Below are 24954 nucleotides of genomic sequence, written 5' to 3'. Positions count from 1 at the left end.
CCTGGATGAAACCATCATGTGAACCAATGCTGCGGAGGGGCGGCAGACACAGGGGGAGGACACCGGATGAGCTTCATGAAACTCGGCCGCTTCGCGCTGGCCACGGCGCTGGCCACCACGCTCGGCCTGGGGGCGGCCGCGGCAGAGACGCTGCGCCTGTCGCACAACACCGGCGACGGCACGACCTGGCACAAGGGCGCCGAGCGCTTTGGCGAGCTGCTGGCCGAACGCTCGGGCGGCGAGATGGAGGTCCGCGTCTTCCCCAACGCCCAGCTCGCGGGCGGCGACCAGATGCGCCAGGCCGACATGGTCGGGCGCGGCGCGCTGGACCTGGTGGTGACCTCGGCGATCAACGTGACGCCCCTCGTGCCCGAGATGGCCGTCTTCTCGCTGCCCTACCTTTACGCCAATTACGACCAGGTCGACGCCACCACCGCCGAGGGCGGCCCGGCCGAGCGCCTCGCCGAGATCCTCGAGGAAAAGGGCATCAAGGTCCTGGCCTGGGGCGAGAACGGCTTCCGCGAGGTGACGAACAACGTCCGCCCGATCACCTCGCCCGCCGACATGGCCGGCCTCAACATGCGCGTCGCCGGCCCGATGTATATCGACGTGATGAACGCGCTCGGCGCGAACCCCCAGCAGATGCAATGGACCGAGACGCTGACCGCCCTCCAGCAGGGCGTGGTGGACGGACAGGAAAACCCGATTGGCGCCGTGATCATCCCGCAGCAGGTCTTCGAGGTGCAGCGCTACCTGACCACCTGGCACTATTCATATGATCCGGTCTTCCTCGGTATCTCCAAGGCGAAATGGGACAGCTACGACGCGGAAACCCAGGCGATGCTGCAGGAAACCGCGGCCGAGGCGATGGACTACCAGCGCCAGATCACCCGCGAGGGCACCGCGACCGGCCTCGACTTCCTGCGCGAGCGCGGCATGGAGGTCTACGAACCCACCGAGGAGGAACTCGCCGCCTTTCGCGAGGCCACCCAGCCCGCCTTCGACCAATGGGCAGAACGCGTCGGCCCCGACCTCGTCCAGTCCTTCCGCGACGCCATCGCCTCGGCGAACTGACGCCCGCCGCATCTTCTGTGCCCAAATATCCCGGGGGGATCGCGCAGCGCGCGATGGGGGGCAGCGCCCCTCTCCCCCGGCGACACCCGTCCCCGTGACTTCGGTGAGAGGCCGCCATGCTCGCCTTCCTCATGCGCGAGGCTGAAAAGCTGGTCTGCGCCATCCTCTTTCTCGGCATGACGCTGCTGGGCTTCGCCAATGTCGTCGTGCGCTACGGGACCAGCTATTCCTTCGCCTCCAGCGAGGAGCTGCTGACCAACGGCTTCCTGCTGCTGACCGTCTTCGGCGCCGCCATCGCCGCCCGGCAGGGCCAGCATCTCGCCGTCACCGCGGTGGTCGATCTTCTGCCCCGCAGCCTGCGCCTGCCGCTTGTCGTCCTCTCGGCAGCGCTGTCGGTCCTGCTGCTCCTCGCCTCGGCCTGGCTCGCCTGGGCTGCGCTCGCGACGCTCTACGCCAACGGCCTCAGGTCCTACGCCCTCGGCATCCCCGCCTGGTATTACCAAGCCGCCGTGCCCGTCGCCTTTCTCCTGATCGCCCTGCGCTTCGTGCAGCACGCCGTCACCGAATACCGCGCGGCCGCCGCCCATGACTGACCTCCTCCCCGCGCTCGGCCCCGGCACGCAGATGGTGCTGCTGTTCTTTCTGCTGCTGGCGCTGCGGGTGCCGGTCGCCTTCGCGCTCGGCCTCTCGGCGCTCTACGCGATGTGGCGGATCGGCTTCGGGCTGGACCTCGCGGGCGATCTCATCACGGCCGGCGTCGCGCGCTACTCGCTGCTGGCGATCCCCTTCTTCATCCTCGCCGGCGCGCTCATGGGCAGCACCGGCATCGCCGAGCGCATGATCCGCTTCTTCCGCGTCCTCGTCGGCGGTCTGCCCGGCGGAATGGGCGTCGTCGGCACGGTCGTCTGCCTCTTCTGGGGCGCGGTCAGCGGCTCGGGCCCGGCCTCGGTCGCCGCCATCGGCCCGATGATCATCAAGGGGATGGAGGAGGACGGCTACAGCCGCGCCCATGCCGCCGGCCTCGTCTGCGCGGGGGCCGCGCTCTCCATCGTCATCCCGCCCTCCATCGGCCTCGTCCTCTACGGCGTCATCGCCGAGGTCTCGATCTCGCAGCTCTTCATCGCCGCGATCCTGCCGGGCCTCTTCATGGGCCTGACGATGATCGCCGTCCTGCCCTTCATCGCCCCGAAAGCCCCCCGCCGCGCCCTGACCGCGCTCAGCCCCGAGCCCTATGCCGGCCAGCCCTACGGCACCCGCCTCGCCCGCAGCTTCCGGGACAGCTTCTGGGGCCTGATGACCCCCGCCGTCATCCTCGGCGGCATCTATTCGGGCATCTTCACCCCGACCGAGGCCGCCCTCGTCGCCACCGTCTACGCTCTCCTCGTCGGCGGCCTCATCTACCGCTCCCTGACCCTGCGCAGCCTCTACGAGACGCTGGCCGAGGCCGCCGCCTCCTCGGCCACGGTCATGCTGGTCGTCGCCTATGCCGCGCTCTTCGGATGGGTCATCACGGTCGAGGACCTCGTCGGCACCTATTCCAGCGGCCTTCTGGGCATCAGCGAGAACCCTTGGGTGATCCTGGCGGTCATCATGCTGATCCTGCTGATCGCGGGCATGTTCATGGACGCGATCACGGTGATGTTCATCACCCTGCCCATCGTGCTGCCGGTCATGCGGACGCTTGGCTGGGACCCGGTCTGGTTCGGCGTCCTCGTGATGGTGAACCTCGCCATCGGCCTCATCACGCCGCCCGTGGGGATCAACCTCTATGTCGCGGCCAACGTCTCGCGCATCTCCATCGAGCGCGTGGCCCGCGGCGCCCTGCCGTTCCTGGTGGCGACGCTTGCCGGCCTGGCCGTGATCGCCGCCTTCCCCTCCATCTCGCTGCTGCTGGTCCAGTGGCTGCGCTGAGCGAAAGGACCCCCTCCATGAGCCTCAAGACCGCCATCGTCACCGGCGCCGCCCGCGGCATCGGCCTCGCCACCACGAAGCTCCTGCTGCGCGAGGGCTGGCGCGTCGCCATGATCGACCTCGACGCCGACGAACTGGCCGCCGCCGCCACGATGGAGGACGTCCTCCCCCTCCCCTGCGACATCTCGGACGAGGGCCAGATTGCCGCCATGACCGCCCGCGTCGCCGCCTGGTCCGGCCGCATCGACGGGCTGGTGAACAACGCCGGCATCGCCGACTTCCGCCCGCTGGACCAGACCGACCACGCCACCTGGCGCCGGATCATGGCGACCAATCTCGACGGCGTCTTCCTGACCTCGCAGGCGGTGATCCCGCATCTGAAGAAGGCGGGCGGTGCCATCGTGAACATCGCCTCGATCTCGGGCCTGCGCGCCTCGACCCTGCGCGTCGCCTACGGCACGTCCAAGGCGGCCGTGATCCACCTGACCCGCCAGCAGGCGGTGGAGCTGGGCGAGCACGGCATCCGCGCCAACTGCGTCGCCCCCGGCCCGGTGGACACCAAGCTTGCGCTGGCCGTCCACAGCCCCGCCATCCGCGCCGCCTATCACGACGCCATCCCGCTGAACCGCTACGGCACCGAGGCCGAGATTGCCGAGGCCATCACCTTCCTCCTCTCGGACCGCGCCTCCTACATCACCGGCCAGATCCTCGCCGCCGACGGAGGCTTCGACGCGGCCGGCGTGGGCCTGCCCGCCCTCCGCCGCCCCTGAGGCCGCGCCCTCCCTCTCCTGTGCGGCAAATATCCCGCGGGTGCAGGGGGCCGCGCCCCCTGCCGGGGGGTGCGGGGGGCAGCGCCCCCCGCCGTCGCGGGACGCAAGTCAGCCCAGCTCCACCAGCAGGTCCTTCGCGTCGATCTGCGCGCCCGGCGTCACATGCACCGCCGTCACGGTCCCGTCGCGGTCGGCATGCAGCCCGGTCTCCATCTTCATCGCCTCGATGGTCAGCAGCAGGTCCCCCTGCGCGACCTTCTGCCCGGCGCTGACCGTGACCGAGGCGACGACGCCCGGCATCGGCGCGCCGACATGGCCGGCATTGCCCGCATCCGCCTTGGGCCGCGCGGCCACGCCCCCGCCTACCTTGCGGTTCGGCACGCGGACCTGGCGCGGCTGGCCGTTCAGCTCGAAGAAGACCTTGACCTCGCCCTTCTCGTCCGTCTCGCCCAGGGTCAGCAGGCGCACCTCCAGCGTCTTGCCGGGATCGATCTCGACGCTGATCTCCTCGCCCGGCTCCATGCCGTAGAAGAAGGTCCGCGTCGGCAGGGTGCGCACGGGGCCGTAGACCTCGTGCCGGGCCATGTAGTCGGTGAAGACCTTGGGATACATCAGGTAGCCGTTAAGGTCCTCGTCGTCGATCTGGGCGTCCAGCAGCTCGGACAGCTTGGCCCGCTCGGCCTCAAGATCCACGGGGGGCAGATGCGCGCCGGGCCGGTCGGTGATCGGCGCCTCGCCCTTGAGCACCTTGCGCTGGATTCCCTCCGGCCAGCCGCCGGGAGGCTGGCCGAGATTGCCCTTCATCATGTCGATGACCGAATCCGGGAAGCTCACGTCCTTGGCGGGGTCCAGCACGTCCTCGGGCGTCAGGTTCTGCGCCACCATCATCAGCGCCATGTCGCCCACCACCTTGGAGGATGGCGTCACCTTCACGATGTCTCCCAACATCCGGTTCACGTCGGCATAGGCCTGCGCGACCTCGTGCCAGCGATCCTCCAGCCCCATGCTGCGCGCCTGAGACTTGAGGTTGGTGAACTGCCCGCCCGGCATCTCGTGCAGATAGACCTCCGAGGCGGGCGATTGCAGCCCGCTCTCGAAGGCGGCGTAGTTCTCGCGCACGCGCTCCCAGTAGTTGCTGATCGACCGGATCGCGGCGATGTCGAGCCCGGTGTCCCGCTCGGTCCCCGCCAGCGCCTCGACCACCGAGCCCATCGTCGGCTGGCTGGTATTGCCCGACAGCGCGTCCATCGCGCAATCGACCACGTCCACTCCCACCTCGGCGGCGGCAAGAATCGTCGCCCCGCCCATGCCGCTGGTGTCGTGGGTGTGGAAATGGACGGGCAGCCCGACCTCCTCCTTCAGCGCCTTGATGAGGATGCGCGCGGCGGCCGGCTTCAGCAGCCCCGCCATGTCCTTGAGGCCCAGGATATGCGCCCCGGCCGCCTTCAGCTCCTGCGCAGTGCGGACGTAGTACTTGAGGTCGTATTTGGAGCGGTCCGCGTCCAGCATGTTGCCGGTATAGCAGACGGTCCCCTCGCAGATCTTGCCGCTCTCGATCACGGCGTCCATCGCGACGCGCATGTTCTCGGTCCAGTTGAGGCTGTCGAAGACGCGGAAGACGTCCACCCCGGACTTCGCCGCCTGAGCGACGAAGAACTGCACCACGTTGTCGGGATAGTTGGTGTAGCCCACCCCGTTCGAGGCGCGCAGCAGCATCTGCGTCATCAGGTTCGGCATCTTCGCGCGGATGTCGCGCAGCCGCTGCCACGGGCATTCCTGCAGGAAGCGGTATGCCACGTCGAAGGTCGCCCCGCCCCAGCACTCGACGCTGAAAAGCTGCGGCAGGTTCGCGGCATAGGAGGGCGCGACCCGGATCATGTCGATGGACCGCATCCGCGTCGCCAGCAGCGACTGGTGCCCGTCGCGCATGGTCGTGTCGGTGATCAGCAGCTGTTTCTGCGCCGCCAGCCAGTCGGCGACGGCCTGCGCGCCCTGCGCCTCCAGCATCTGCCGCGTCCCCGGAGCGGGGGCGGCCACCGGCTTCGGCGGCACGGGCGCGCGGGCTTGGGCGGGCGGCATCGCGCGGCCGGCCGTCTCGGGGTGACCGTTCACGCTGATATCGGCAAGGTAGGTGAGGATCTTCGTCGCCCGGTCCTGCCGCTTCTTGAAGTCGAAGAGGTCCTCGGTCGTGTCGATGAACTTCGTCGTGTAGGTGTCGTTGAGGAAGACCGGGTGCTTCAGCAGGTTGATGACGAAGTCGATGTTCGTCGAGACGCCCCGCACCCGGAACTCGCGCAGAGCCCGGTCCATCCGCTTGATCGCCTGATCGGGCGTCTGCGCCCAGGCCGTGACCTTGACCAGCAGCGAGTCGTAATAGCGGGTGATGACCCCGCCGGCATAGGCCGTCCCGCCGTCCAGCCGGATGCCCATGCCCGTCGCGCTGCGATAGGCGGTGATGCGGCCATAGTCCGGGATGAAGTTGTTCTGCGGGTCCTCGGTCGTCACGCGGCACTGCAGCGCGTGGCCGGACAGGGTGATGTCCTCCTGCCGCGCATGGCCGGTGGCCTCGGCCAGGGTCGCGCCCTCGGCGATCTTGATCTGGGACTGCACGATGTCGATGCCGGTGACCTCTTCGGTCACGGTATGCTCGACCTGCACGCGCGGGTTCACCTCGATGAAGTAGAACTGCTGGCTGTCCATATCCATCAGGAACTCGACCGTGCCGGCGTTCTGGTAGCCGACCGCCTGCCCGATCTTCAGCGCCAGCGCGCAGACCTCGGCCCGCTGCGCCTCGGTCAGATAGGGCGCGGGCGCGCGCTCGACGACCTTCTGGTTGCGGCGCTGCACGGTGCAGTCCCGCTCATAGAGGTGATAGAGCCCGCCATGCGTGTCGCCCAGCAGCTGCACCTCGACATGGCGGGCGCGCAGGATCATCTTCTCCAGATAGCCCTCGCCGTTGCCGAAGGCGGCCTCGGCCTCGCGCCGGCCCTCGCGGACCTTCTCGACCAGCTCGGCCTCGGAGTTGATGGGCCGCATCCCGCGCCCGCCGCCGCCCCAGCTGGCCTTCAGCATCAGCGGATAGCCGATCTCGCCGGCCTCGCGCTTGATGGCGTCGAAGTCGTCGCCCAGCACCTCGGTCGCGGGGATGACCGGCACCCCCGCCTTGATGGCGACGCGCCGCGCGCTGGCCTTGTCGCCGAGCGCGCGCATCGTGTCGGCGCGCGGGCCGATGAAGGTGATCCCAGCCTCGAAGCAGGCATCGACGAAATCGGGATTCTCGGACAGAAGCCCGTACCCCGGATGGATCGCGTCCGCGCCGGATTGCTTGGCGACGCGGATGATCTCGGGGATGGACAGATAGGCCGCGACGGGGCCCAGACCCTCGCCGATCCGGTAGGCCTCGTCGGCCTTGAAGCGGTGCAGGCCCAGCTTGTCTTCCTCGGCATAGACGGCGACCGTCTTCTTGCCCAGCTCGTTCGCCGCCCGCATCACGCGAATGGCGATCTCGCCCCGGTTCGCGACAAGAATCTTCCGAAACATCCCAAGGCCCCTTCTCCAGTTGCGCGGCATCCTAGCTTCGCTGCGATGCGGCGCAAGCTTCCAGCCGCATTTGCGACCAAAAGACGATGCGGGGCCTGTTCCTGCTCCGTTCTCGAAATGAACTTGCTTTTCCGCCGCGCGTCCCTATCTGATGCGACTGGTCAGAGGGACATGCCCGAATGGAACAGAAGTTCATCGAGGTGCGCGGCGCGCGCGAGCACAATCTGAAGGGCGTGGACATGGACATCCCGCGCGACAAGCTGGTGGTCATCACCGGCCTGTCGGGATCGGGGAAATCCTCGCTCGCCTTCGACACGATCTATGCCGAGGGCCAGCGCCGCTACGTCGAGAGCCTGTCGGCCTATGCGCGCCAGTTCCTCGACATGATGGGCAAGCCGGATGTCGACCACATCAGCGGCCTGTCGCCCGCGATCAGCATCGAGCAGAAGACCACCTCGAAGAACCCCCGCTCGACCGTCGGCACCGTGACCGAGATCTACGACTACCTGCGCCTGCTGTTCGCGCGCGCCGGCACGCCCTACTCGCCCGCCACCGGCCTTCCGATCGAGGCGCAGCAGGTGCAGGACATGGTGGACCGCACGATGGCCCTGCCCGAGGGCACGCGCGCCTTCCTGCTGGCCCCGATCGTGCGCGACCGCAAGGGCGAGTACCGCAAGGAATTTCTCGAGCTGCGCAAGCAGGGCTTCCAGCGCGTCAAGGTCAACGGCGCCTTCTACGAGCTGGACGAGCCGCCCACTCTCGACAAGAAGTTCCGCCACAACATCGACGTGGTCGTGGACCGCATCGTGGTGCGCGAGGGGCTGGAAACGCGCCTGGCCGACTCGCTGCGCACCGCGCTGAACCTTGCCGACGGCATCGCCATCCTCGAGACCGCCCCGACCGAGGAGGGTGCCGAGCCCGAGCGCATGACCTTCTCGGAAAAGTTCGCCTGCCCCGTCAGCGGCTTCACCATCCCCGAGATCGAGCCGCGCCTGTTCAGCTTCAACGCGCCCTTCGGCGCCTGCCCGGTCTGCGACGGCCTCGGGGTCGAGCTGTTCTTCGACGAGCGGCTGATCGTCCCCGACGCCGCCCTTTCGGTGGACAAGGGCGCCATCGCTCCCTGGGCGCGGTCGAAATCGGCCTATCTGACGCAGACGATCAACGCGCTGGCCAAGCATTACGGCTTCGACAAGAAGACCCCGTGGAAGGACCTGCCGGACTCGGCGCGGCAGATGTTCCTGAACGGCTCGGGCGCCGAGGAGATCCGCTTCCGCTTCGACGATGCCGGCCGCGTCTACGAGATCAGCCGCAGCTTCGAGGGCGTCATCCCCAACATGGAGCGGCGCCTGCGCGAATCCGACAGCCAGTGGGTCCGGGAAGAGTTCGAGCGCTACCAGAACAACCGCCCCTGCGGCGCCTGCCACGGCTACCGCCTCAAGCCCGAGGCGCTGGCCGTGAAGATCGCCGGCACCCATGTCGGCGAGGTCGTGCAGTTCTCGATCAAGGAGGCGCTGGCCTGGGTCGAGGCCGCGCCCGCGCAGCTCTCGAAGCAGAAGAACGAGATCGCCGCCGCCATCCTCAAGGAGATCCGCGAGCGGCTCGGCTTCCTCGTGAACGTGGGCCTCGACTACCTCACCCTGTCCCGCGCCGCCGGCACGCTGTCGGGCGGCGAGAGCCAGCGCATCCGCCTGGCCAGCCAGATCGGCAGCGGCCTCACGGGCGTTCTCTACGTTCTGGACGAGCCGTCCATCGGCCTGCACCAGCGCGACAACGACCGCCTGCTGACCACGCTGATGAACCTGCGCGACCAGGGCAATTCGGTCCTCGTGGTCGAGCATGACGAGGACGCGATCCGCCATGCCGACTATGTCTTCGACATGGGCCCGGGCGCGGGCGTGCATGGCGGGACCGTGGTCAGCCACGGCACCCCGGACCAGATCGCGGCGGACCCCGCCAGCCTGACCGGCCAGTATCTCTCGGGCAAGCGCGACATCCCCATCCCGGCCGAGCGACGCAAGGGCAACGGCAAGAAGGTGACCGTGGTCAAGGCGACGGGGAACAACCTTAAGGAGGTCACCGCCGACTTCCCGCTCGGCAAGTTCGTCTGCGTCTCGGGCGTCTCGGGCGGCGGCAAGTCGACGCTGACCATCGAGACGCTGTTCAAGACCGCCTCGCTGCGCCTCAACGGCGCCCGCCAGACCCCGGCGCCCTGCGAGACGATCCGCGGGCTCGAGCATCTGGACAAGGTCATCGACATCGACCAGCGCCCCATCGGCCGCACGCCGCGCTCGAACCCCGCGACCTATACCGGCGCCTTCACCCCGATCCGCGACTGGTTCGCCGGCCTGCCGGAATCCAAGGCGCGCGGCTACAAGCCCGGCCGCTTCAGCTTCAACGTCAAGGGCGGCCGCTGCGAGGCCTGCCAAGGCGACGGCGTGATCAAGATCGAGATGCACTTCCTGCCCGACGTCTATGTCGAATGCGAGACCTGCAAGGGCAAGCGCTACAACCGCGAGACGCTGGAGGTGCAGTTCAAGGGCAAGTCCATCGCCGACGTGCTGGACATGACCGTGGAGGACGCGCAGGAGTTCTTCGCCGCCGTCCCGTCCATCCGCGAGAAGATGGACGCGCTGATGCAGGTGGGCCTTGGCTACATCAAGGTCGGCCAGCAGGCGACGACCCTCTCGGGCGGCGAGGCGCAGCGGGTGAAGCTGTCCAAGGAGCTGTCGCGCCGCTCGACCGGCCGCACGCTCTACATCCTCGACGAGCCGACGACGGGCCTGCATTTCGAGGATGTGCGCAAGCTGCTGGAAGTGCTGCACCAGCTGGTCGACCAGGGCAATTCGGTGGTGGTGATCGAGCACAATCTCGACGTCATCAAGACCGCCGACTGGATCATCGACATCGGCCCCGAGGGCGGCGACGGCGGCGGCCGTGTGGTCGCAACCGGCACGCCCGAAACCGTGGCCGAGGTGGCCGAGAGCCATACCGGCCGCTACCTCGCGCCGATGCTGAAGCCCGCCCGCATCCGCGCCGCCGAGTGACGCGCCCGGCATGAGCGTCATCACCTGGCAGCGGATCGAGGGCGGCCTCATCGCCGTCGTCGCCCTGGCGCTGGCCGGGGTGATGCAGCCGGGCTGGCCGCTCTGGCTCTGGCCGCTGGCGCTGCTCGCGCCGGACCTCGCGGCCGTGGGCTACCTGGCCGGCCCGCGCATCGGCGCGCAGCTCTACAACGCGGTCCATCTCTATGCCGGCGGCCTGGTGCTGGCGCTGTTGGGGCTTCTGGCCGGCAGCCCGGCGCTGATCGCGGCGGGGGCGCTGTGGCTGGCCCATGTCGGCGGCGACCGCGCGCTCGGCTACGGGCTGAAGCACCCGACCGCCTTTGCGGACACGCATCTCGGCCGCCTCGGCCGCGGCTAGCGCCTAGTCGGACAGGATCCCGCCCGACGGCGGCACCAGCGAGGGGCCGGGCGGCGCGGGACGATCCTGCGGCGGGCGCAGATCGGTCAGGATGCAGCCCGGCCGGCCCGGATCGTCCGCCCAAGGCGCCTCGGTCTCGCGCGGCGCGCAGAGCCGCAGCCGCCCGCCCGCGACCGGCTCCAGCAGATAGGGGGCACCGGTCGCGGGATCGGCCAGGCGCGGCTGTCCCGGACATGCCTCCGAGGGGCCGAGCGGCGGCACGTTCCGGCCCTCGGCGGCAAGGCATTGCGCCTGCGCGGCCAGCGCGGCCAGATCGGCGGCCCGCACCTCGTCGCGCCGCTCGGCCTGGCCCCGCGCCGGGCCGCCGCTGAGCCACAGCCCCGCGCCGATGGCCGCCAGCGCGACCGCCGCGATACCCAGCATCGCCCGCCGGCCCGCCGCCGGGCCCGCCAGCTCGGCCCGGTAGGCGGCGTAGACCAGCGCGGCCATGCCGACGACCGCCGCCAGCTTCAACCCGAACCGCGCCGTCAGATCGCCCGACAGCCCCGCATGGACCGCCGAGGCGAGGCTGCCGACCAGCACCAGCGCCGCCACCAGCCCCGACGCCGCCGCCGCCCACCGGCGCGGCGTCGTGGCGCCCTCGCCCTTGCGCAGCCGCACCGCGACCATGATCGGCAGGAAGGCGACCAGCATCGCCACCGGCCAGCGCGCCGCGCCGCGCCAGGCCGGCCCCTCGCCCGGCAGCGGCACCAGCCGCTCGGCCAGGAGGAAGCCGATCCCGACCGCGTGCCAGGCGATCACCGCCAGCGCGACGAAGCCGAGGCCCTGCACCAGCGCCTCGCGCGCGGGCAGCCGCGCCTCGGGCCGCGGCACCGGCTGCAGCCCCGGCCGCGCCTGCCAGCGCGCCAGCGCCGCCGCCGCCTCGCGCCCGCTCCAGCCCGCCGCGACCAGCGCCGCCTCCAGCGCCTCGGGCGCCTCGCCTGCCGCCAGTCCTGCGCGAACGAACCCGCTCGCCTCCTCGCTCGACCGCATCCGCGCCCCCCTCGTGATGGCCGCAGGTTGTGCCCGGCCCGGCGCTACGATCAAGCCGCAAAAATTTCGGGCGATGCGCGATTTTGCCCTTGCACCCCCCCGCGGCCTTCCGTAAATCACCGCTCACCGAAGGCGGCCAGCCGCTGACGGGAACGGATGCGGGCGTAGCTCAGGGGTAGAGCATAACCTTGCCAAGGTTAGGGTCGTGAGTTCGAATCTCATCGCCCGCTCCAGACACAAAAGGCCGGACCTTCGGGTCCGGCCTTTTGCGTTTCCGACCCTGCGGCAGCCCGCCACGGCCGCGCTTGCCCCGCCCCGCCCCCGCCGCTAGGTTGCGCCACGTTCGAGGACCGGGGGGAGCCATGCAGATCTGCCGCAGCACGCAAGAGATGCGTGATGGCACGCGCGCCTTTCGCGCCGCCGGGCAGCGGATCGCGCTGGTCCCCACGATGGGCGCGCTGCATGACGGCCACCTGACGCTGATCGCCCGCGCCCGCGACTGGTTGGACGCAGAGGGCGGCGGGCGCGTCGTCACCTCGATCTTCGTGAACCCGACGCAGTTCGGCCCGAACGAGGATCTCGCCCGCTATCCCCGCGACGAGGCGGGGGACCTCGCCAAGCTCCGTGCCGCCGGCTGCGACGCCGTCTTCCTGCCGCAGGTCACCGACATCTACCGCCCCGGCGCGCAGACCCATGTCGAGGTCGCGGGCCTCGGCCGGATGCTGATGGGCCGCCTGCGCCCCGGCCATTTCCGCGGCGTCGCCACCGTCGTCACCAAGCTCTTCAACATCGTTCAGCCCGATGCGGCCGCCTTCGGCGAGAAGGACTTCCAGCAGCTGACCCTGATCCGCCGCATGGTCGCCGATCTCGACATCCCCGTGACGATCCTGCCCGTCCCGACGGTGCGCGAGGCCGACGGCCTCGCCATGTCCTCGCGCAACCAGCGCCTGACGCCCGAGGACCGCGCCGCCGCCCCGGTCCTGGCCCGCGCGCTCGACGCGGCCGAGGCGCGCATCGCGGCCGGCGCGCCGCTCGCGCAGGTCCGCGCCGGGATCCGCGCCATGCTGCGGGCCGAGCCGCGCGCCCATGTCCGCAGCATCGACATCCGCGACGCGGCCGACCTGTCGCGCATCGCCGCCATCTGCGGGCCGGTGGTCATCCTGCTGGCCGTTCGCTTCGGCGAGGTGCTGCTGATCGACCAGCGCACCGCCACCCCGCCCCAGACCGAGGAGTAACCCATGTCCGCCCAGGCCCCGATCCGGCGCATCACCGTCCCCCAGATCGCCGCGCGCAAGGGCGCCCAGCCCGCTGCCCAGTCCGCTGCCCAGTCCGCCGTCAAGCCGGCCGCCGAGCCGATCGTCGCCCTGACCGCCTACACCGCGCCGATGGCCGCGCTGGTCGATGCCCATGCCGACCTGATCCTGGTGGGCGACAGCCTCGGGATGGTGGTGCACGGCATGCCCTCGACCCTCGGGGTGACGCTGGAGATGATGATCCTGCACGGGCAGGCGGTCATGCGCGGCTCGTCCCGCGCGCTGGTGGTCATCGACATGCCCTTCGGCAGCTACGAGGAAAGCCCCGCGCAGGCCTTCCGCAACGCCGCCCGGGTCATGGCCGAAACGGGCTGCGCCGCCGTCAAGCTGGAAGGCGGCGCGCAGATGGCCGAGACCATCGCCTTCCTCACCTCGCGCGGCATCCCGGTGATGGCCCATATCGGGCTGACGCCGCAGGCGACGAACGTGATGGGCGGCTTCAAGACGCAGGGCCGCGACGAAAGCACCTGGCCGGCCCATTTGGCCGATGCGCAGGCCGTGGCCGAGGCCGGCGCCTTCGCGCTGGTGGTCGAGGGGGTGACGCAGGCGCTGGCCGACCGCATCACCGACAGCGTGACGATCCCGACCATCGGCATCGGCGCCTCGGCGCGCTGCGACGGGCAGATCCTCGTTCTTGACGACATGCTGGGCCTGACCGGGCGGGTCCCGCGCTTCGTGCGCAAGTTCGGCGACCTCGCGGCGGATGCGGATGCCGCCATCGCCGCCTATGCCGCGGCCGTGCGCGACCGCAGCTTCCCGGCCGAGGACCACGTCTACCGCTGAGCCGCTGCCGATTACCGCCTGCCATCGCGGCGCCCCGCGCTGTCTCTGCAACCCGTCAGGGCCGTCGCGCAACGCCCGCAAGCGGTGCACATCCGGTGCACGTCCGGTGCACATGGGGTGCACGCCCCGTGCGCCCGCTTCTCCAGCAAATGCTGGCCGCGCCGCGGCACCCGGCCCCGCCGCCGTTGCGCGTCACCGCCCGCGCAACGTGCGCCGGCGTTGCGCGGGTGTCAGGGCGCCTCGAAGTCCGCCGTGCGCGCCAGCCGCGACAAGAGCAGCGGCACCAGCAGCAGAAGCCCAAGCGCGATGTAGATCGTCCCGAGGCTCATCCGCTCGGCCAGCCAGCCGATCCCGCCCGGCGCCAGAAGGATGCCCGAATAACCCATCATCGTCACGACCGAGAGCCCCATCCCCGCCGCCAGCCCCGGCACGTTCCCGGCCGCCGAGAAGGCGATCGGCACCATGTTCGCGATCCCGAGGCCAGCCAGCGCGAAGCCGGCGATCGCGGGCACCGGCCCCTCGGCCAGCCCCGCGACGACCAGCCCCGCCATCGCCAGAAGCGTGCTGACGCGCAGCGTCCGCACCGCCCCGAAGCGCCGCCGCAGCCGGTCGCCGAGGAACCGCATCACCGCCATCGCCCCCGCGCAGGCCGCAAAGCCCCAGCCCGCCAGCGCCAGCGAGGCGCCCATCTCGCGCTCCAGATAGACCGCCGCCCAGTCGAGGATCGCGCCCTCCGGGATCATCGAGGCCAGCGCCATCAGCCCGATCAGATAGGGCAACGGCGTGCGTGGCAGCCGCAGCGGCACCCGCGCCGCCCCCGGCGCCGGCCCGTCGGCCAGCAGCCGCGGCGCCACCGCCAGCAGCACCGCGGCAAAGAGGACAGTGACCGCAAGCGCATGAGGAAGCTCGCCGAACCCCTGTATCGCGATGCCGCCGGCGCCCGCGCCCGCGAAGGCGCCAAGGCTCCAGAACCCGTGGCACGAGGACATGATCGCCCGGCCCAGCGAGCGCTCGACCGCGACCGCGTTGGCGTTCATGGCGACGTCCATCCCGCCGACCAGCCCGCCGAAGGCCAGCACCGCCAGCCCCAGGCTCAGCAGCTCGGGCGCGAGCGTGATCCAGACAAGGCCCGAGGCCAGCAGCCAGGCGGCCAGCCGCACCGCCCGCGCCGAGCCCGCCCGCGCCACCATCGCCCCGAAAAGCGGCATCACGCAGAGCGAGCCCAGCCCCAGCAGCAGCACCAGCACGCCGGCCGTGGCCTCGGTGAAGCCGTGCCGCGCCATCAGTGCCGGGATCTTGGGCGCCCAGCTTCCGACCAAGAGCCCGTTGACGAAGAACAGCGCCGAGATCGCGGCGCGCGTCGAGACAGGCGCCATCACAGCATCGACGGCAGGACGAGGTCGGGCGGCCGATGCCCGTCGGCCCAGGTGCGGATGTTGATGATCGCCTTCTCCCCCATCTCCAGCCGCCCCTCGACGGTCGCACTGCCCATATGCGGCAGCAGCACCACGTTCGGCAGGGCGCGCAGGCGCGGGTTGATCTCGTGCCCACGCTCGAAGACATCGAGGCCGGCGCCGGCGATCTCGCCCGCGCGCAGCATCCGCGTCAGCGCATTCTCGTCGATCACCTCCCCGCGCGAGGTGTTGACCACAACCGAGGTCGGCTTCATCAGCTTCAGCCGCCGCGCGTTCAGGAGGTGATAGGTCGAGGGCGTGTGCGGCGCGTTCACGCTGACGATGTCGACATGGCCCAGCATCCGGTCGAGGCTGTCCCACCAGGTCGCGCCCAGCTCCTCCTCGATCTCGGGGCGCAGGCGCCGGCGGTTGTGGTAATGCACGCTCATCCCGAAGGCCCGCGCGCGCCGCGCCACGGCCTGCCCGATGCGGCCCATCCCCAGGATGCCCAGCTGCCGCCCGCCGATGCGGCGGCCCAGAAGCGCGGTGGGCGACCAGCCGTTCCAGTTGCCGGCCTGCATCTCGGCCAGGCCCTCGGGGATGCGGCGGGCGACGGCCAAGATCAGGGCCAGCGCCATGTCCGCCGTGTCCTCGGTCATCACGCCCGGCGTGTTGGTGACGGCAATGCCGCGGGCGCGCGCTGCCTCGACGTCGATGTGATCGATCCCGGCGCCGTAATTGGCGATCAGTCGCAGCCGGTCGCCGGCATCCGCCATCATCGCCGCGTCGATCCGGTCGGTCACCGTCGGCACCAGCACGTCGCTCGCCTGCATCAGCGCGACCATCTCGCCGGGCTTTAGCCGCGTGTCCTCGCCGCGCGGCGCCAGGTCGAACAGCTCCGCCATGCGCCGCTCGACCTCCTCGGGCAGCCGCCGGGTCAGCGCGACGCGCGGCCTGTGGCCGGCGGGAAACAGTGTCGGGCTGTTCGGCATTCTCACCTCGCGTTCGCGCAACCGTGTCGGGCGCACCCTTCCCATGCCCGGCGGCATTTGGCAAAGTGCCTCGGGCACGGGGCAGGCACAAGACCCCGGGAGGGACCGGCCTACACGCCGGAGATGCAGGATCGGACGGCAGATGACGCAGCAGGGCGAGACGATGAACCGACGGCGGCTGGCCGGTACTCGGGCCGGTACTCGGGCCGGTGCGCGGGCGATGATGCTGGGCCTCGCGCTCCTCCTCGCGGCCCCCGCCGCCGATGCCGCGCCCGTCGCCCCGTCGCAGCTGCCCGAAGCCTTGGTGCCCCTCGTGCTGGCGCAGTCCGCGGGTCCCGGCACGCAGCGGGGCGCGGTCACCAACCTGCCGCTGCCGCGCTATGTCAGCCTGAAGGGCAACGAGGGCAACGCCCGCCGCGGCCCCAGCCTTTCGCACCGCATCGATTGGGTCTTCCGCCATGCCGGCATGCCCCTGCGCGTCACCGCCGAGTTCGGCCACTGGCGCCGGGTCGAGGATCGGGACGGCGCCGGCGGATGGGTTCACTACGCGCTCCTCTCGGGCGTGCGCACCGCCCTCGTCACCCAGGACATGCTCGAGCTGAGGACCCGTCCCACCGAGAATGCCGAAGTCGTCGCCCGCGCCGAGGCCGGCGCCATCCTGCGCCTTGGCGAGTGCAACCCGGACTGGTGCCGCGTCTCGGGCGGCGGCCAGCGCGGGTGGGTGCCGAAAGCGACCATCTGGGGCGTCGATCCGGGCGAGACCCGCGACTGAACCGCCTCATCTTCTGTGCCACAAGTATCCCGGGGGGAGTCCCGGCACGGGACGGGGGGCAGCGCCCCCCGCTGCGCCCTCAGGCCAGTCCCCGCCCCCTGAGCAGCGGCTCGACCCCCGGCATCCGCCCGCGAAAGGCCATCCACAGCTCCTCAGCCGGCGCGGTGCCGCCGCGCGAGAGGATCGTCTCCTCCAGCCGCCGCGCCACGTTCGGGTCGAAGATGTCGCCCGCCTCCTCGAAGGCGGCGAAGGCGTCGGCGTCCATCACCTCGGACCACATGTAGCTGTAATAGCCCGCCGCATAGCTGTCGCCGGCGAAGACATGGGCGAAATGCGGCGTCGCATGGCGCATCGGGATCGCCTCCGGCGCGCCCAGACCGGCCAGCACCTCGCCCTGCCGCGCCAGCGGATCGGCGGGCGGCGCGCCGCGGTGGAAGTCCAGGTCCACCAGCGCGCTCTCCAGATACTCGACCGTCGAGAAGCCGGCATCCGCCTTGCCCGCCGCCAGAAGCCGGTCGCGCAAGCTGGCCGGAAGGACCTCGCCCGTCGCGTGGTGGCGGGCATGGGCGTCCAGCACGGCGGGCTGCTCCAGCCAGTGCTCGTAGAGCTGGCTCGGCAGCTCGACGAAGTCCTGCGCCACCGAGGTGCCCGAGATCGAGGGCCAGGTCACCTCGGAGAGGATGTGGTGGCTGGCATGGCCGAACTCGTGGAACAGCGTGCGCGCGTCGTCCCAGGACAGGAAGGCCGGCGCGCCGGGAGCCTCGGGCGGGGTGAAGTTGCAGACATTCACCACGATGGGCCGCTGGCCATCGCCCATCTTGTGCTGCATCTGCAGGGCCGAGCACCAGGCGCCCGAGCGCTTGCCCGGCCGCGCGAAGAAGTCGCCGACGAAGATCGCCATCAGCCGCCCGTCCCGCGTCACCCGCCAGGCTCGCACGTCCGGCGCCCAGAGCGGCGCCTGAAGCGGCGCGAAGTCCAGCCGGAACAGGCGATGGGCAACGTCGAAGACCGCGCCCAGCATCGCCTCCAGCGTCAGGTAGGGCTTGACCGCCGCCTCGTCCAGATCATGCGTCTCGCGCTTGAGCCGCGCGGCATAGTAGCGCCAGTCCCACGCCTCCAGCGCGCCGTTGACGCCGTCCGCGTGCAGCATCTGGGTCAGCTTCGCCTCGTCCTCGGCGGCGCGGGCGCGGGCCGGGCGCCAGACCGCGGTCAGCAGGTCCTCCACCCGCTCGGCGCTGCCGGCCATCTGCGTCTCCAGCTTCCAGGCGGCGAAGTCGGCATAGCCGAGCAGCGCCGCCCGCTCGTGCCGCAGGGACAGGATCTCGGCCACCAGCGGCAGGTTGTTCGTCGCCTCGCCCCCCGCGCCCGCACCCGAGCCGCGGGCGGTGAAGGCGCGGAAGGCCGTCTCGCGCAGCGCCCGCTCGCTGGCATGTTCCAGGAACGGCACGATCAGCGAGCGGTTCAGCGTCACGACCTGGCCCGCCATGTCCCGTTCGGCCGCCGCCGCGCGCATCGCGGCGCGCAGCCAGTCCGGCAGGCCGGCCAGCTGATCGTCCGCGACCGGCATGACGAAATCCCGCTCGTCCGCGAGCACGTTCTGGGTAAACTGCGTCGTCAGGACCGCCATGCGGCTGCGGATCTCGGCCAGCCGCGCCCGCGCGGCCTCGCCGAGGCCCGCCCCGGCCCGCGTCAGGTCGCGCAGCATCAGCCGAGTCAGCCGCGCATCCTCGGGCGGCAGCGCATCCGCTTCGGCCGCGATGGCGCTGACGCGGGCGTGCAGGCGCGGGTCCATGCCGGTGCGGCTGCCGTAATCGGCCAGCTTCGGGGCGAAGTCGCGCTGCAGCGCCTGCCGCGCCTCGTTCGAATCCACCGCCGCGAGGGTGTAGAAGACCGCCAGCAGGCGGTTCAGGCCCTCGTCGACCAGCTCCATCGCCGCGACCGTGTTCTCGAAGCTCGCAGGGGCGGGATTGGCGGCGATGGCCTCGACGGCGGCGAGGGCGGCGGCCAGCTCCTGCTCGAAGGCGGGGGCGAAGTCGGTGTCCGCGATGCGGTCGAAGCGGGGCAGCCCCTCGGGGCCGGTCCAGCGGGTCAGCTCTTGGTTCATCGGCATGGCTCCTTTGCAGGTCAGCCTATGCGTGCGCGGCGCCCTCTGCCAGCCCCCCGCAGACCGGACATCCCGGCGCCCGGCCGGCGGTGAAGGACCGCATCTCCAGCGACAGACCGTCGAAGAGGACCATGCGCCCGCGCAGGCTCTCGCCCGCGCCGGTCAGGTGCTTGATCGCCTCCAGCGCCATCAGGCTGCCCACGACCCCCGGCAGCGCGCCGACGACGCCGGCCTCGGCGCAGGGGGCATCCCGCTCGGGCGCCTCGGGGAAGATGCAGGCCATGCAGGGCGCGCCGCGGGCCGGATCGTAGAGCGTCAGCTGCCCCTCCCACCGGCCGATGGCGCCGGACAGCAGAGGCACACCGGCCGCCACGCAGGCGCGGTTGATCGCCGCGCGGCCGGCGAAGCTGTCGGTGCCGTCGATGACCAGGTCGTGCTGTCCAATCAGCGCGGCATCGTCCGCGGTGATCCGGCGCAGCAGCGGGGTGACGTCGATCTGGGGGTTGAGGCGCAGCATCGCCTCGGCCGCGGCATAGGCCTTCGGCTCGCCCCGCAGGTCGTCGCGGAAGATCACCTGCCGCTGCAGGTTGGACAGGCTGACCGTGTCGTCATCGGCCAGCGTGATCCGCCCTACCCCGGCCGCCGCCAGATAGAGGCAGACCGGCGCGCCGAGGCCGCCCGCGCCGATGACCAGCACCCTCGCCCGGCGCAGGGCCATCTGGCCCGGCCCGCCGATCTCGTGCAGCACGATGTGGCGGGCGTAGCGGTCGAGTTCCGCATCGCTGAAGCTGTCGGAGGCGGGTGCGGGCGGCGTCGGCGCAGGGGCGGCGCTCTGGCGCAGGCGGCGGAGGCCGATGCGGTAGGCCCAGACCATCGCCGCGAGGCCGCCCAGCACCAGCCAGCCGCCCGCCGTGCCGCCGATCAGCTGGCCCGCCTGCGCCGGGGCCAGAAGATGGGCCAGCAGGAAGATCGCCCAGAGCCCGCCCAGAAGCCGCCAGGCAATCTTGCCCGGCGCCCGGACGATCCGCAGGAAGACCGCCAGCAGGACCAGAAGCCACAGGCCCAGCATCAGCCGCGCCCCGTCGAGCCGAATCCGCCCTGCCCGCGCGCGGTCGCCTCCAGCGCGCCGACCTGCGTGAAGCGGGCCTGCGGCGCGGGGGCGACAACCATCTGCGCGATGCGCTCGCCATGAGCGATGGTGACGGGCGCCTCGCCCCAGTTCACCAGGATCACGCCGACCGGGCCGCGGTAGTCCGCGTCGATGGTGCCGGGGGCGTTCACGAGGCCGATCCCCTGCTTCATCGCCAAGCCCGAGCGGGCGCGGATCTGCACCTCCCAGCCTGCGGGGATGGCCATGGCAAGACCCGTCGGCACCAGCGCCCGCGCCCCCGGCGCCAGCGTGACGCCCGCGGCGCGGGCGTCCGGCGGCAGGTTCGCCCGCAGGTCCGCGCCGGCGGCCAGCGACGTCGCATAGGCCGGCAGCGGGACGGCCGCGTCCGCGCCCTCGAGCCGCATCACCTTGATCTCGGGCGCATCCATCACGGCCTCCCTCTCATGCAAAGGCCGCGCGGCGGAGCCAGCGCGGCCTGTCGTCCCGAACGCTCCGGCGCGATCAGCGCGGGGCGATCATCATCACCATCTGCCGGCCTTCCAGCTTGGGCATCGATTCGACCTTGCCGGCCTCGCCCACGTCGTCGCGGACGCGGTTCAGCAATTCCAGTCCCAGGTCCTGGTGAGCCATCTCGCGGCCGCGGAAGCGCAGCGTGACCTTGACCTTGTCGCCGCCCTCGAGGAACTTCATCACCGAGCGCATCTTGACGTCGTAGTCATGGGTATCGGTCCCCGGACGGAACTTGATCTCCTTGACCTCGATGATCTTCTGCTTCTTGCGGGCCTCGGCCTCGCGCTTCTGCTGCTCGTACTTGAACTTGCCGAGGTCCATGACCTTGCAGACCGGAGGGGCTGCGTTCGGCGAAATCTCGACCAGGTCCAACCCGGCTTCCTGCGCCATCTGAAGGCCCACGGAAGGGGGGACCACGCCCACGTTCTCGCCATCGGCGCCGATGAGGCGGATTTCGGCCACGCGGATGCGTTCGTTGGTGCGGGGGCCGGTGTCGCGGGTGGGCGGTGCGTTATGCGGACGGCGGGCTATGGCGGTGCTCCTTGTGTAGCCAAGCGGAATAGACGGAAAATAAGGCCAAGTCGCCGCTGATTCAACCGGATTTGATGCGGAAGCTGCTTGAAACGGCGCTGCCGGGCACGTGGCGGGGCGCCTGCGCGGTCGCGGCGGCTTTCAAGCCTCTGGGGCCTGTGCCATAGATGGCGCCAAGCGGCAGTCCGGGTGATCGAGGAAAGAAGATGCGCAAGCTTTGGTGGATTCCGGTGATTCTGGCCCTCTCGGCCGCGGGCGGCTGGTACTGGCAGCAGCAGCATGGCCGCGCCGCCGAGCCGGTCGCCGTCGCGACGGTTCCGCCCACCCCCACCGGCGAGGCCGCGCAGCTGGCCGAGGAGACGGCCGCCACCACCGCCGAGGCCGCGGATGCCGCCGCGCCCGCCGCCGTCGATCCCGCCCTCGACGAGGCCGAGGCGCAGGCCGCCGCCGATGCCGCGGCGGACGCGGCCGCCGATGCCGCCGCCATCGCCGCCGATGCCGCGGCCGAGGCCGTGCGCGCCTCGGGCGATTCCGGTGTCGCGCTCGCCAGCGAGGCCGCGCGGCAGGCCGAGGCCGCCGCCGAGGCCGCCATCGCCGCCGCCGACCGCGCCGCCGCCGCAGCCGGCAGCGCCGTCGCCGCCGCGCCCGAAGCCGCCGGAGAGGCCGCCAGCGCCGCCCGCGACGCCGCGGCCGCCACCGCCGAGACCGCCGGCGCCGCCGCGACGGCCGCCCGCATCGAGGCGCTGCTGACCCCCGAGGGCTTCGACCGCGCCGAGGTCGAGCGGATCATCGACGACTCCGCCCTGCCCGCACCGCAGAAGGCGACGCTGCGCCGCCTGATCGAGACGGCGGGCGACAACCCGCAGCTGCTGCGCGCCGCGCTGGAGCAGGTGAAGGCGGTGATGAACTGATGGCAGTCCCGGTCGCCGACCTGATCCCCTTTCTCGCCCGCAAGCCCGACCAGATCGCGAAGGGTCCGCTGGCGGTCATCCTGATCGAGGATGACGCGGCGGTGACCGAGACAGTGCAGCATCACCTCGCCCGCGGCTTTCGGCACGTCCTCGTCCTCTCGGACCGCCCGGTCCCGCTGCCGGACGAGATGGCGCGGCGCGTCACCAACCTGATCTTCCCGACCCGCAGGATCGACGCGCATGTGGACGCGGTGAACGCCGTCATCGCCGCCGTGCCCGCCGGGACCTGGCTCTATTACTGCTTCAACGCCGAGTTCCTCTTTTACCCGTTCAGCGAGACGCGCAGCGTCGGCGAGCTTCTGGCCTTCCACACCGAGGAACGCCGCGAGGCGATGCTGACCTATGTCGTCGATCTCTATGCCGGCGATCTGGCCGCGCGGCCGGACGGGGTCGACCTTGACGCGCCGCTCTTCGACCGCACCGGCTATTACGCGCTGGCCCGCGCCGGCGCCGGCGGACAGCCGCTGGAGCGGCAGCTCGACTTCCACGGCGGCCTGCGCTGGCGCTACGAGGAGCTTCTGCCCGAGAGCCGTCGCCGGATCGACCGCATCGCGCTGTTCCGGGCGCGGGACGGCCTGAAGCTGCGCGCCGACCACACCTTCAACGAGCCGGAGTTCAACACCTATTCCTGCCCGTGGCACCACAACCTGACGGCCTCCATCGCCTCGTTCCGCGTCGCCAAGGCGCTGGTCACCAACCCCGGCTCGCGCGACTACGTGCGGGACATGACCTGGCGCAACTCGCACCCGTTCCGGTGGGACAGCCAGCAGCTGATGGACCTGGGGCTGATGGAGCCGGGCCAGTGGATGTAGCCGCGGCGGCGCACGCTCTTGCACCCGCGCGACCGCAGATGCTAGACGGATCGGCAACTTGCGGCAGAGGCCGCCTTGAACGACAGGAAGGCCCGCGCGCATGGCGATGACCCAGACCAGCTTCGACCGCGACGACCTGCTCGCCTGCGCGCGCGGAGAGCTGTTCGGACCCGGCAACGCCCAGCTGCCCGAGCCGCCGATGCTGATGATGGACCGCATCACCGACATCTCGGAAGACCGGGGCGCGCACGGCAAGGGCCATGTCGTCGCCGAGTTCGACATTACCCCCGACCTGTGGTTCTTCGCCTGTCATTTCCCCGGCAACCCGATCATGCCCGGCTGCCTCGGCCTCGACGGGCTGTGGCAGCTGACCGGCTTCAACCTCGGCTGGCGGGGCTGGGAGGGGCGCGGCTACGCGCTCGGCGTGGGCGAGGTCAAGCTGACCGGCATGGTCCGGCCCGACCGCAAGATGCTGCGCTACACCGTCGATTTCACCAAGGCCGTGCAGACCCGCCGGCTGACCATGGGCGTCGCCGACGGCCGGGTCGAGGCGGACGGCGAGCTGATCTACCAGGTCAAGGACATGAAGGTGGCCCTGTCGGCCAACTGACCCAGAACTTCACAGGAGACCGCCATGCGTCGCGTCGTCATCACCGGGCTGGGCATCGTGTCCCCCATTGGCAACAACGCCGATGAAGTGACCGAAAGCCTGCGCGCGGGCCGCTCGGGCATCGTCTTCGCGCCGGAATATGCCGAGCACGGCTTCCGCAGCCAGATTCACGGCATGCCGCAGATCAAGCTCGAGGACCATGTCGACAAGCGCAACCTGCGCTTCATGGGCCCCGGCGCCGCCTACAACTTCATCGCGATGGAGCAGGCGATCAAGGACTCGGGCCTCGAGGAGAACGACGTCTCGAACCCGCGCACGGGCCTCATCATGGGCTCGGGCGGGCCGTCTACCAGCAACTTCTTCGAGGCGCACCAGATCGTCATCGAGAAGGGCAGCCCCAAGCGCATGGGCCCGTTCATGGTCACGCGCTGCATGTCCTCGACCAACTCGGCCTGCCTCGCGACCCCCTTCAAGATCAAGGGCGTGAACTACTCGATCACCTCGGCCTGCGCGACCTCGGCCCATTGCATCGGAAGCGGCGTCGAGCAGATCCAGATGGGCAAGCAGGACATCGTCTTCGCCGGCGGCGGCGAGGAGCTGGACTGGACCCTCAGCTGCCTCTTCGACGCGATGGGCGCGATGTCCTCGAAATACAACGACACGCCCGAGGCGGCGTCCCGCCCCTATGACGCGACCCGCGACGGCTTCGTGATCGCCGGCGGCGGCGGCGTCGTCGTGCTGGAGGAGCTGGAGCATGCCAAGGCCCGCGGCGCGAGGATCTATGCCGAGGTGACGGGCTACGGCGCGACCTCGGACGGCTACGACATGGTCGCCCCGTCCGGCGAGGGCGGCGAGCGGGCGATGCGCGTCGCGCTCGAGACCCTGCCCGAGGGGCGCAAGATCAGCTATATCAACGCGCATGGCACCTCGACCCCGGTGGGCGACATCGGCGAGGTCAAGGCCATCCGCCGCATCTGGGGCGAAGGCGCGACGCCGCCGATCAGCTCGACCAAGTCTCTGACGGGCCACAGCCTCGGTGCGACCGGCGTGCACGAGGCGATCTACAGCCTGCTGATGCTGCAGGGCGACTTCATCGCCGCCTCGGCCAATGTCGGCACGCTGGACCCCGAGATCGCGCCGGGCGAGATCGCGACCAGCCGCGTGGACGATGCCGGGCTCGACTCGGTCCTGTCGAATAGCTTCGGCTTCGGCGGCACCAACGCGACGCTGGTGATGTCCCGCTACCGCGACTGATCCGGCGGCGCGTCGGCGCGTCTCGACCATCGGCGATGCAAGGCAGGAGT

At 70.8% G+C, this 24954-nt stretch carries 21 protein-coding genes and 1 tRNA gene; 14 read left to right on the top strand and 8 right to left on the bottom strand.

Features of this window, described 5'->3' with window-relative positions; translation table 11 throughout:
* The first annotated feature begins 66 nt into the window (after window positions 1-66).
* From BLP73_RS01615 to BLP73_RS01600, 4 genes are all read left to right on the top strand, one after another.
* Window positions 67-1074, top strand: coding sequence for a DctP family TRAP transporter solute-binding subunit (locus BLP73_RS01615; RefSeq protein ID WP_090739759.1), 1008 nt, complete (start codon window positions 67-69; stop codon window positions 1072-1074).
* Between the two features lie 116 nt (window positions 1075-1190).
* Window positions 1191-1667, top strand: a complete 477-nt coding sequence (locus BLP73_RS01610) for a TRAP transporter small permease (protein WP_090739758.1) — start codon at window positions 1191-1193, stop codon at window positions 1665-1667.
* Complete coding sequence (locus tag BLP73_RS01605; protein ID WP_090739757.1) at window positions 1660-2985, top strand: TRAP transporter large permease; 1326 nt, start codon at window positions 1660-1662, stop codon at window positions 2983-2985. The genes BLP73_RS01610 and BLP73_RS01605 overlap by 8 nt, the downstream gene beginning before the upstream one ends.
* Before the next feature lie 17 nt (window positions 2986-3002).
* On the top strand, window positions 3003-3755 hold the full coding sequence (locus BLP73_RS01600; protein ID WP_090739756.1) for an SDR family NAD(P)-dependent oxidoreductase: 753 nt from the start codon (window positions 3003-3005) through the stop codon (window positions 3753-3755).
* Between the two features lie 108 nt (window positions 3756-3863).
* On the opposite strand, the gene pyc is transcribed toward BLP73_RS01600, so the two are convergent.
* Window positions 3864-7295 (bottom strand): pyruvate carboxylase, encoded by a 3432-nt coding sequence (pyc, locus tag BLP73_RS01595; protein ID WP_175453199.1) that lies wholly within the window; start codon window positions 7293-7295, stop codon window positions 3864-3866.
* A 179-nt stretch (window positions 7296-7474) separates the two neighbouring features.
* On the opposite strand from pyc, the gene uvrA reads away from it, so the two are divergent.
* Window positions 7475-10339, top strand: a complete 2865-nt coding sequence (gene uvrA / locus BLP73_RS01590) for an excinuclease ABC subunit UvrA (RefSeq protein ID WP_090739754.1) — start codon at window positions 7475-7477, stop codon at window positions 10337-10339.
* Window positions 10340-10349: 10 nt separating this feature from the next.
* Window positions 10350-10715 carry a DUF4260 family protein gene (locus BLP73_RS01585; RefSeq protein ID WP_090739753.1) on the top strand — a complete coding sequence of 122 codons (366 nt, stop codon included), beginning with the start codon at window positions 10350-10352 and terminating at the stop codon, window positions 10713-10715.
* Window positions 10716-10718: 3 nt separating this feature from the next.
* Here the strand turns inward: BLP73_RS01585 and BLP73_RS01580 are convergent, their stop codons facing one another.
* Window positions 10719-11747, bottom strand: coding sequence for a DUF5671 domain-containing protein (locus tag BLP73_RS01580; RefSeq protein ID WP_090739752.1), 1029 nt, complete (start codon window positions 11745-11747; stop codon window positions 10719-10721).
* A 158-nt stretch (window positions 11748-11905) separates the two neighbouring features.
* Between BLP73_RS01580 and BLP73_RS01575 the strand changes: the two genes are divergently transcribed.
* From BLP73_RS01575 to panB, 3 genes are all read left to right on the top strand, one after another.
* Window positions 11906-11980: transfer RNA gene (locus tag BLP73_RS01575), tRNA-Gly, on the top strand.
* Window positions 11981-12109: 129 nt separating this feature from the next.
* Window positions 12110-12982 (top strand): pantoate--beta-alanine ligase, encoded by an 873-nt coding sequence (gene panC, locus BLP73_RS01570; RefSeq protein ID WP_090739751.1) that lies wholly within the window; start codon window positions 12110-12112, stop codon window positions 12980-12982.
* A 3-nt stretch (window positions 12983-12985) separates the two neighbouring features.
* On the top strand, window positions 12986-13843 hold the full coding sequence (gene panB / locus BLP73_RS01565; protein WP_090739750.1) for a 3-methyl-2-oxobutanoate hydroxymethyltransferase: 858 nt from the start codon (window positions 12986-12988) through the stop codon (window positions 13841-13843).
* 230 nt (window positions 13844-14073) lie between these two features.
* Here the strand turns inward: panB and BLP73_RS01560 are convergent, their stop codons facing one another.
* On the bottom strand, window positions 14074-15219 hold the full coding sequence (locus tag BLP73_RS01560) for an MFS transporter (protein ID WP_090739749.1): 1146 nt from the start codon (window positions 15217-15219) through the stop codon (window positions 14074-14076).
* On the bottom strand, window positions 15219-16229 hold the full coding sequence (locus BLP73_RS01555; RefSeq protein ID WP_090739748.1) for a 2-hydroxyacid dehydrogenase: 1011 nt from the start codon (window positions 16227-16229) through the stop codon (window positions 15219-15221). Before BLP73_RS01555 ends, BLP73_RS01560 begins: the two co-directional genes overlap by 1 nt.
* A gap of 142 nt (window positions 16230-16371) precedes the next feature.
* Here BLP73_RS01555 and BLP73_RS01550 point away from each other — a divergent pair, with 142 nt between their 5' ends.
* Window positions 16372-17001 (top strand): SH3 domain-containing protein, encoded by a 630-nt coding sequence (locus BLP73_RS01550; RefSeq protein ID WP_245686497.1) that lies wholly within the window; start codon window positions 16372-16374, stop codon window positions 16999-17001.
* A 79-nt stretch (window positions 17002-17080) separates the two neighbouring features.
* Here the strand turns inward: BLP73_RS01550 and BLP73_RS01545 are convergent, their stop codons facing one another.
* From BLP73_RS01545 to infC, 4 genes are all read right to left on the bottom strand, one after another.
* A complete protein-coding gene (locus tag BLP73_RS01545; RefSeq protein ID WP_090739747.1) occupies window positions 17081-19105 on the bottom strand; it encodes a M3 family metallopeptidase in 2025 nt (674 codons plus the stop codon).
* 25 nt (window positions 19106-19130) lie between these two features.
* A complete protein-coding gene (locus BLP73_RS01540; RefSeq protein WP_090739746.1) occupies window positions 19131-20174 on the bottom strand; it encodes a HesA/MoeB/ThiF family protein in 1044 nt (347 codons plus the stop codon).
* Window positions 20174-20644 (bottom strand): dUTP diphosphatase, encoded by a 471-nt coding sequence (gene dut, locus BLP73_RS01535; RefSeq protein ID WP_175453197.1) that lies wholly within the window; start codon window positions 20642-20644, stop codon window positions 20174-20176. Before dut ends, BLP73_RS01540 begins: the two co-directional genes overlap by 1 nt.
* A 73-nt stretch (window positions 20645-20717) precedes the next feature.
* Complete coding sequence (gene infC / locus BLP73_RS01530; RefSeq protein ID WP_245686496.1) at window positions 20718-21188, bottom strand: translation initiation factor IF-3; 471 nt, start codon at window positions 21186-21188, stop codon at window positions 20718-20720.
* 275 nt (window positions 21189-21463) lie between these two features.
* Between infC and BLP73_RS01525 the strand changes: the two genes are divergently transcribed.
* The 4 genes from BLP73_RS01525 (at window position 21464) to fabB (ending at window position 24904) form a co-directional block, all read left to right on the top strand.
* A complete protein-coding gene (locus tag BLP73_RS01525; protein WP_139165870.1) occupies window positions 21464-22168 on the top strand; it encodes a hypothetical protein in 705 nt (234 codons plus the stop codon).
* The gene (locus BLP73_RS01520) at window positions 22168-23040 is read left to right on the top strand and encodes a glycosyltransferase family 2 protein (protein WP_090739744.1); all 873 of its coding nucleotides are present in this window, start codon (window positions 22168-22170) and stop codon (window positions 23038-23040) included. Before BLP73_RS01525 ends, BLP73_RS01520 begins: the two co-directional genes overlap by 1 nt.
* Before the next feature lie 100 nt (window positions 23041-23140).
* Window positions 23141-23650 carry a bifunctional 3-hydroxydecanoyl-ACP dehydratase/trans-2-decenoyl-ACP isomerase gene (gene fabA / locus BLP73_RS01515; RefSeq protein WP_090739743.1) on the top strand — a complete coding sequence of 170 codons (510 nt, stop codon included), beginning with the start codon at window positions 23141-23143 and terminating at the stop codon, window positions 23648-23650.
* Between the two features lie 24 nt (window positions 23651-23674).
* Complete coding sequence (gene fabB / locus BLP73_RS01510) at window positions 23675-24904, top strand: beta-ketoacyl-ACP synthase I (protein WP_090739742.1); 1230 nt, start codon at window positions 23675-23677, stop codon at window positions 24902-24904.
* Window positions 24905-24954: the final 50 nt, after the last annotated feature.

It is taken from the genome of Paracoccus tibetensis, assembly GCF_900102505.1.
In the GTDB taxonomy this organism is placed as follows: domain Bacteria; phylum Pseudomonadota; class Alphaproteobacteria; order Rhodobacterales; family Rhodobacteraceae; genus Paracoccus; species Paracoccus tibetensis.
This window is presented reverse-complemented; position numbering and strand designations above follow the sequence as displayed.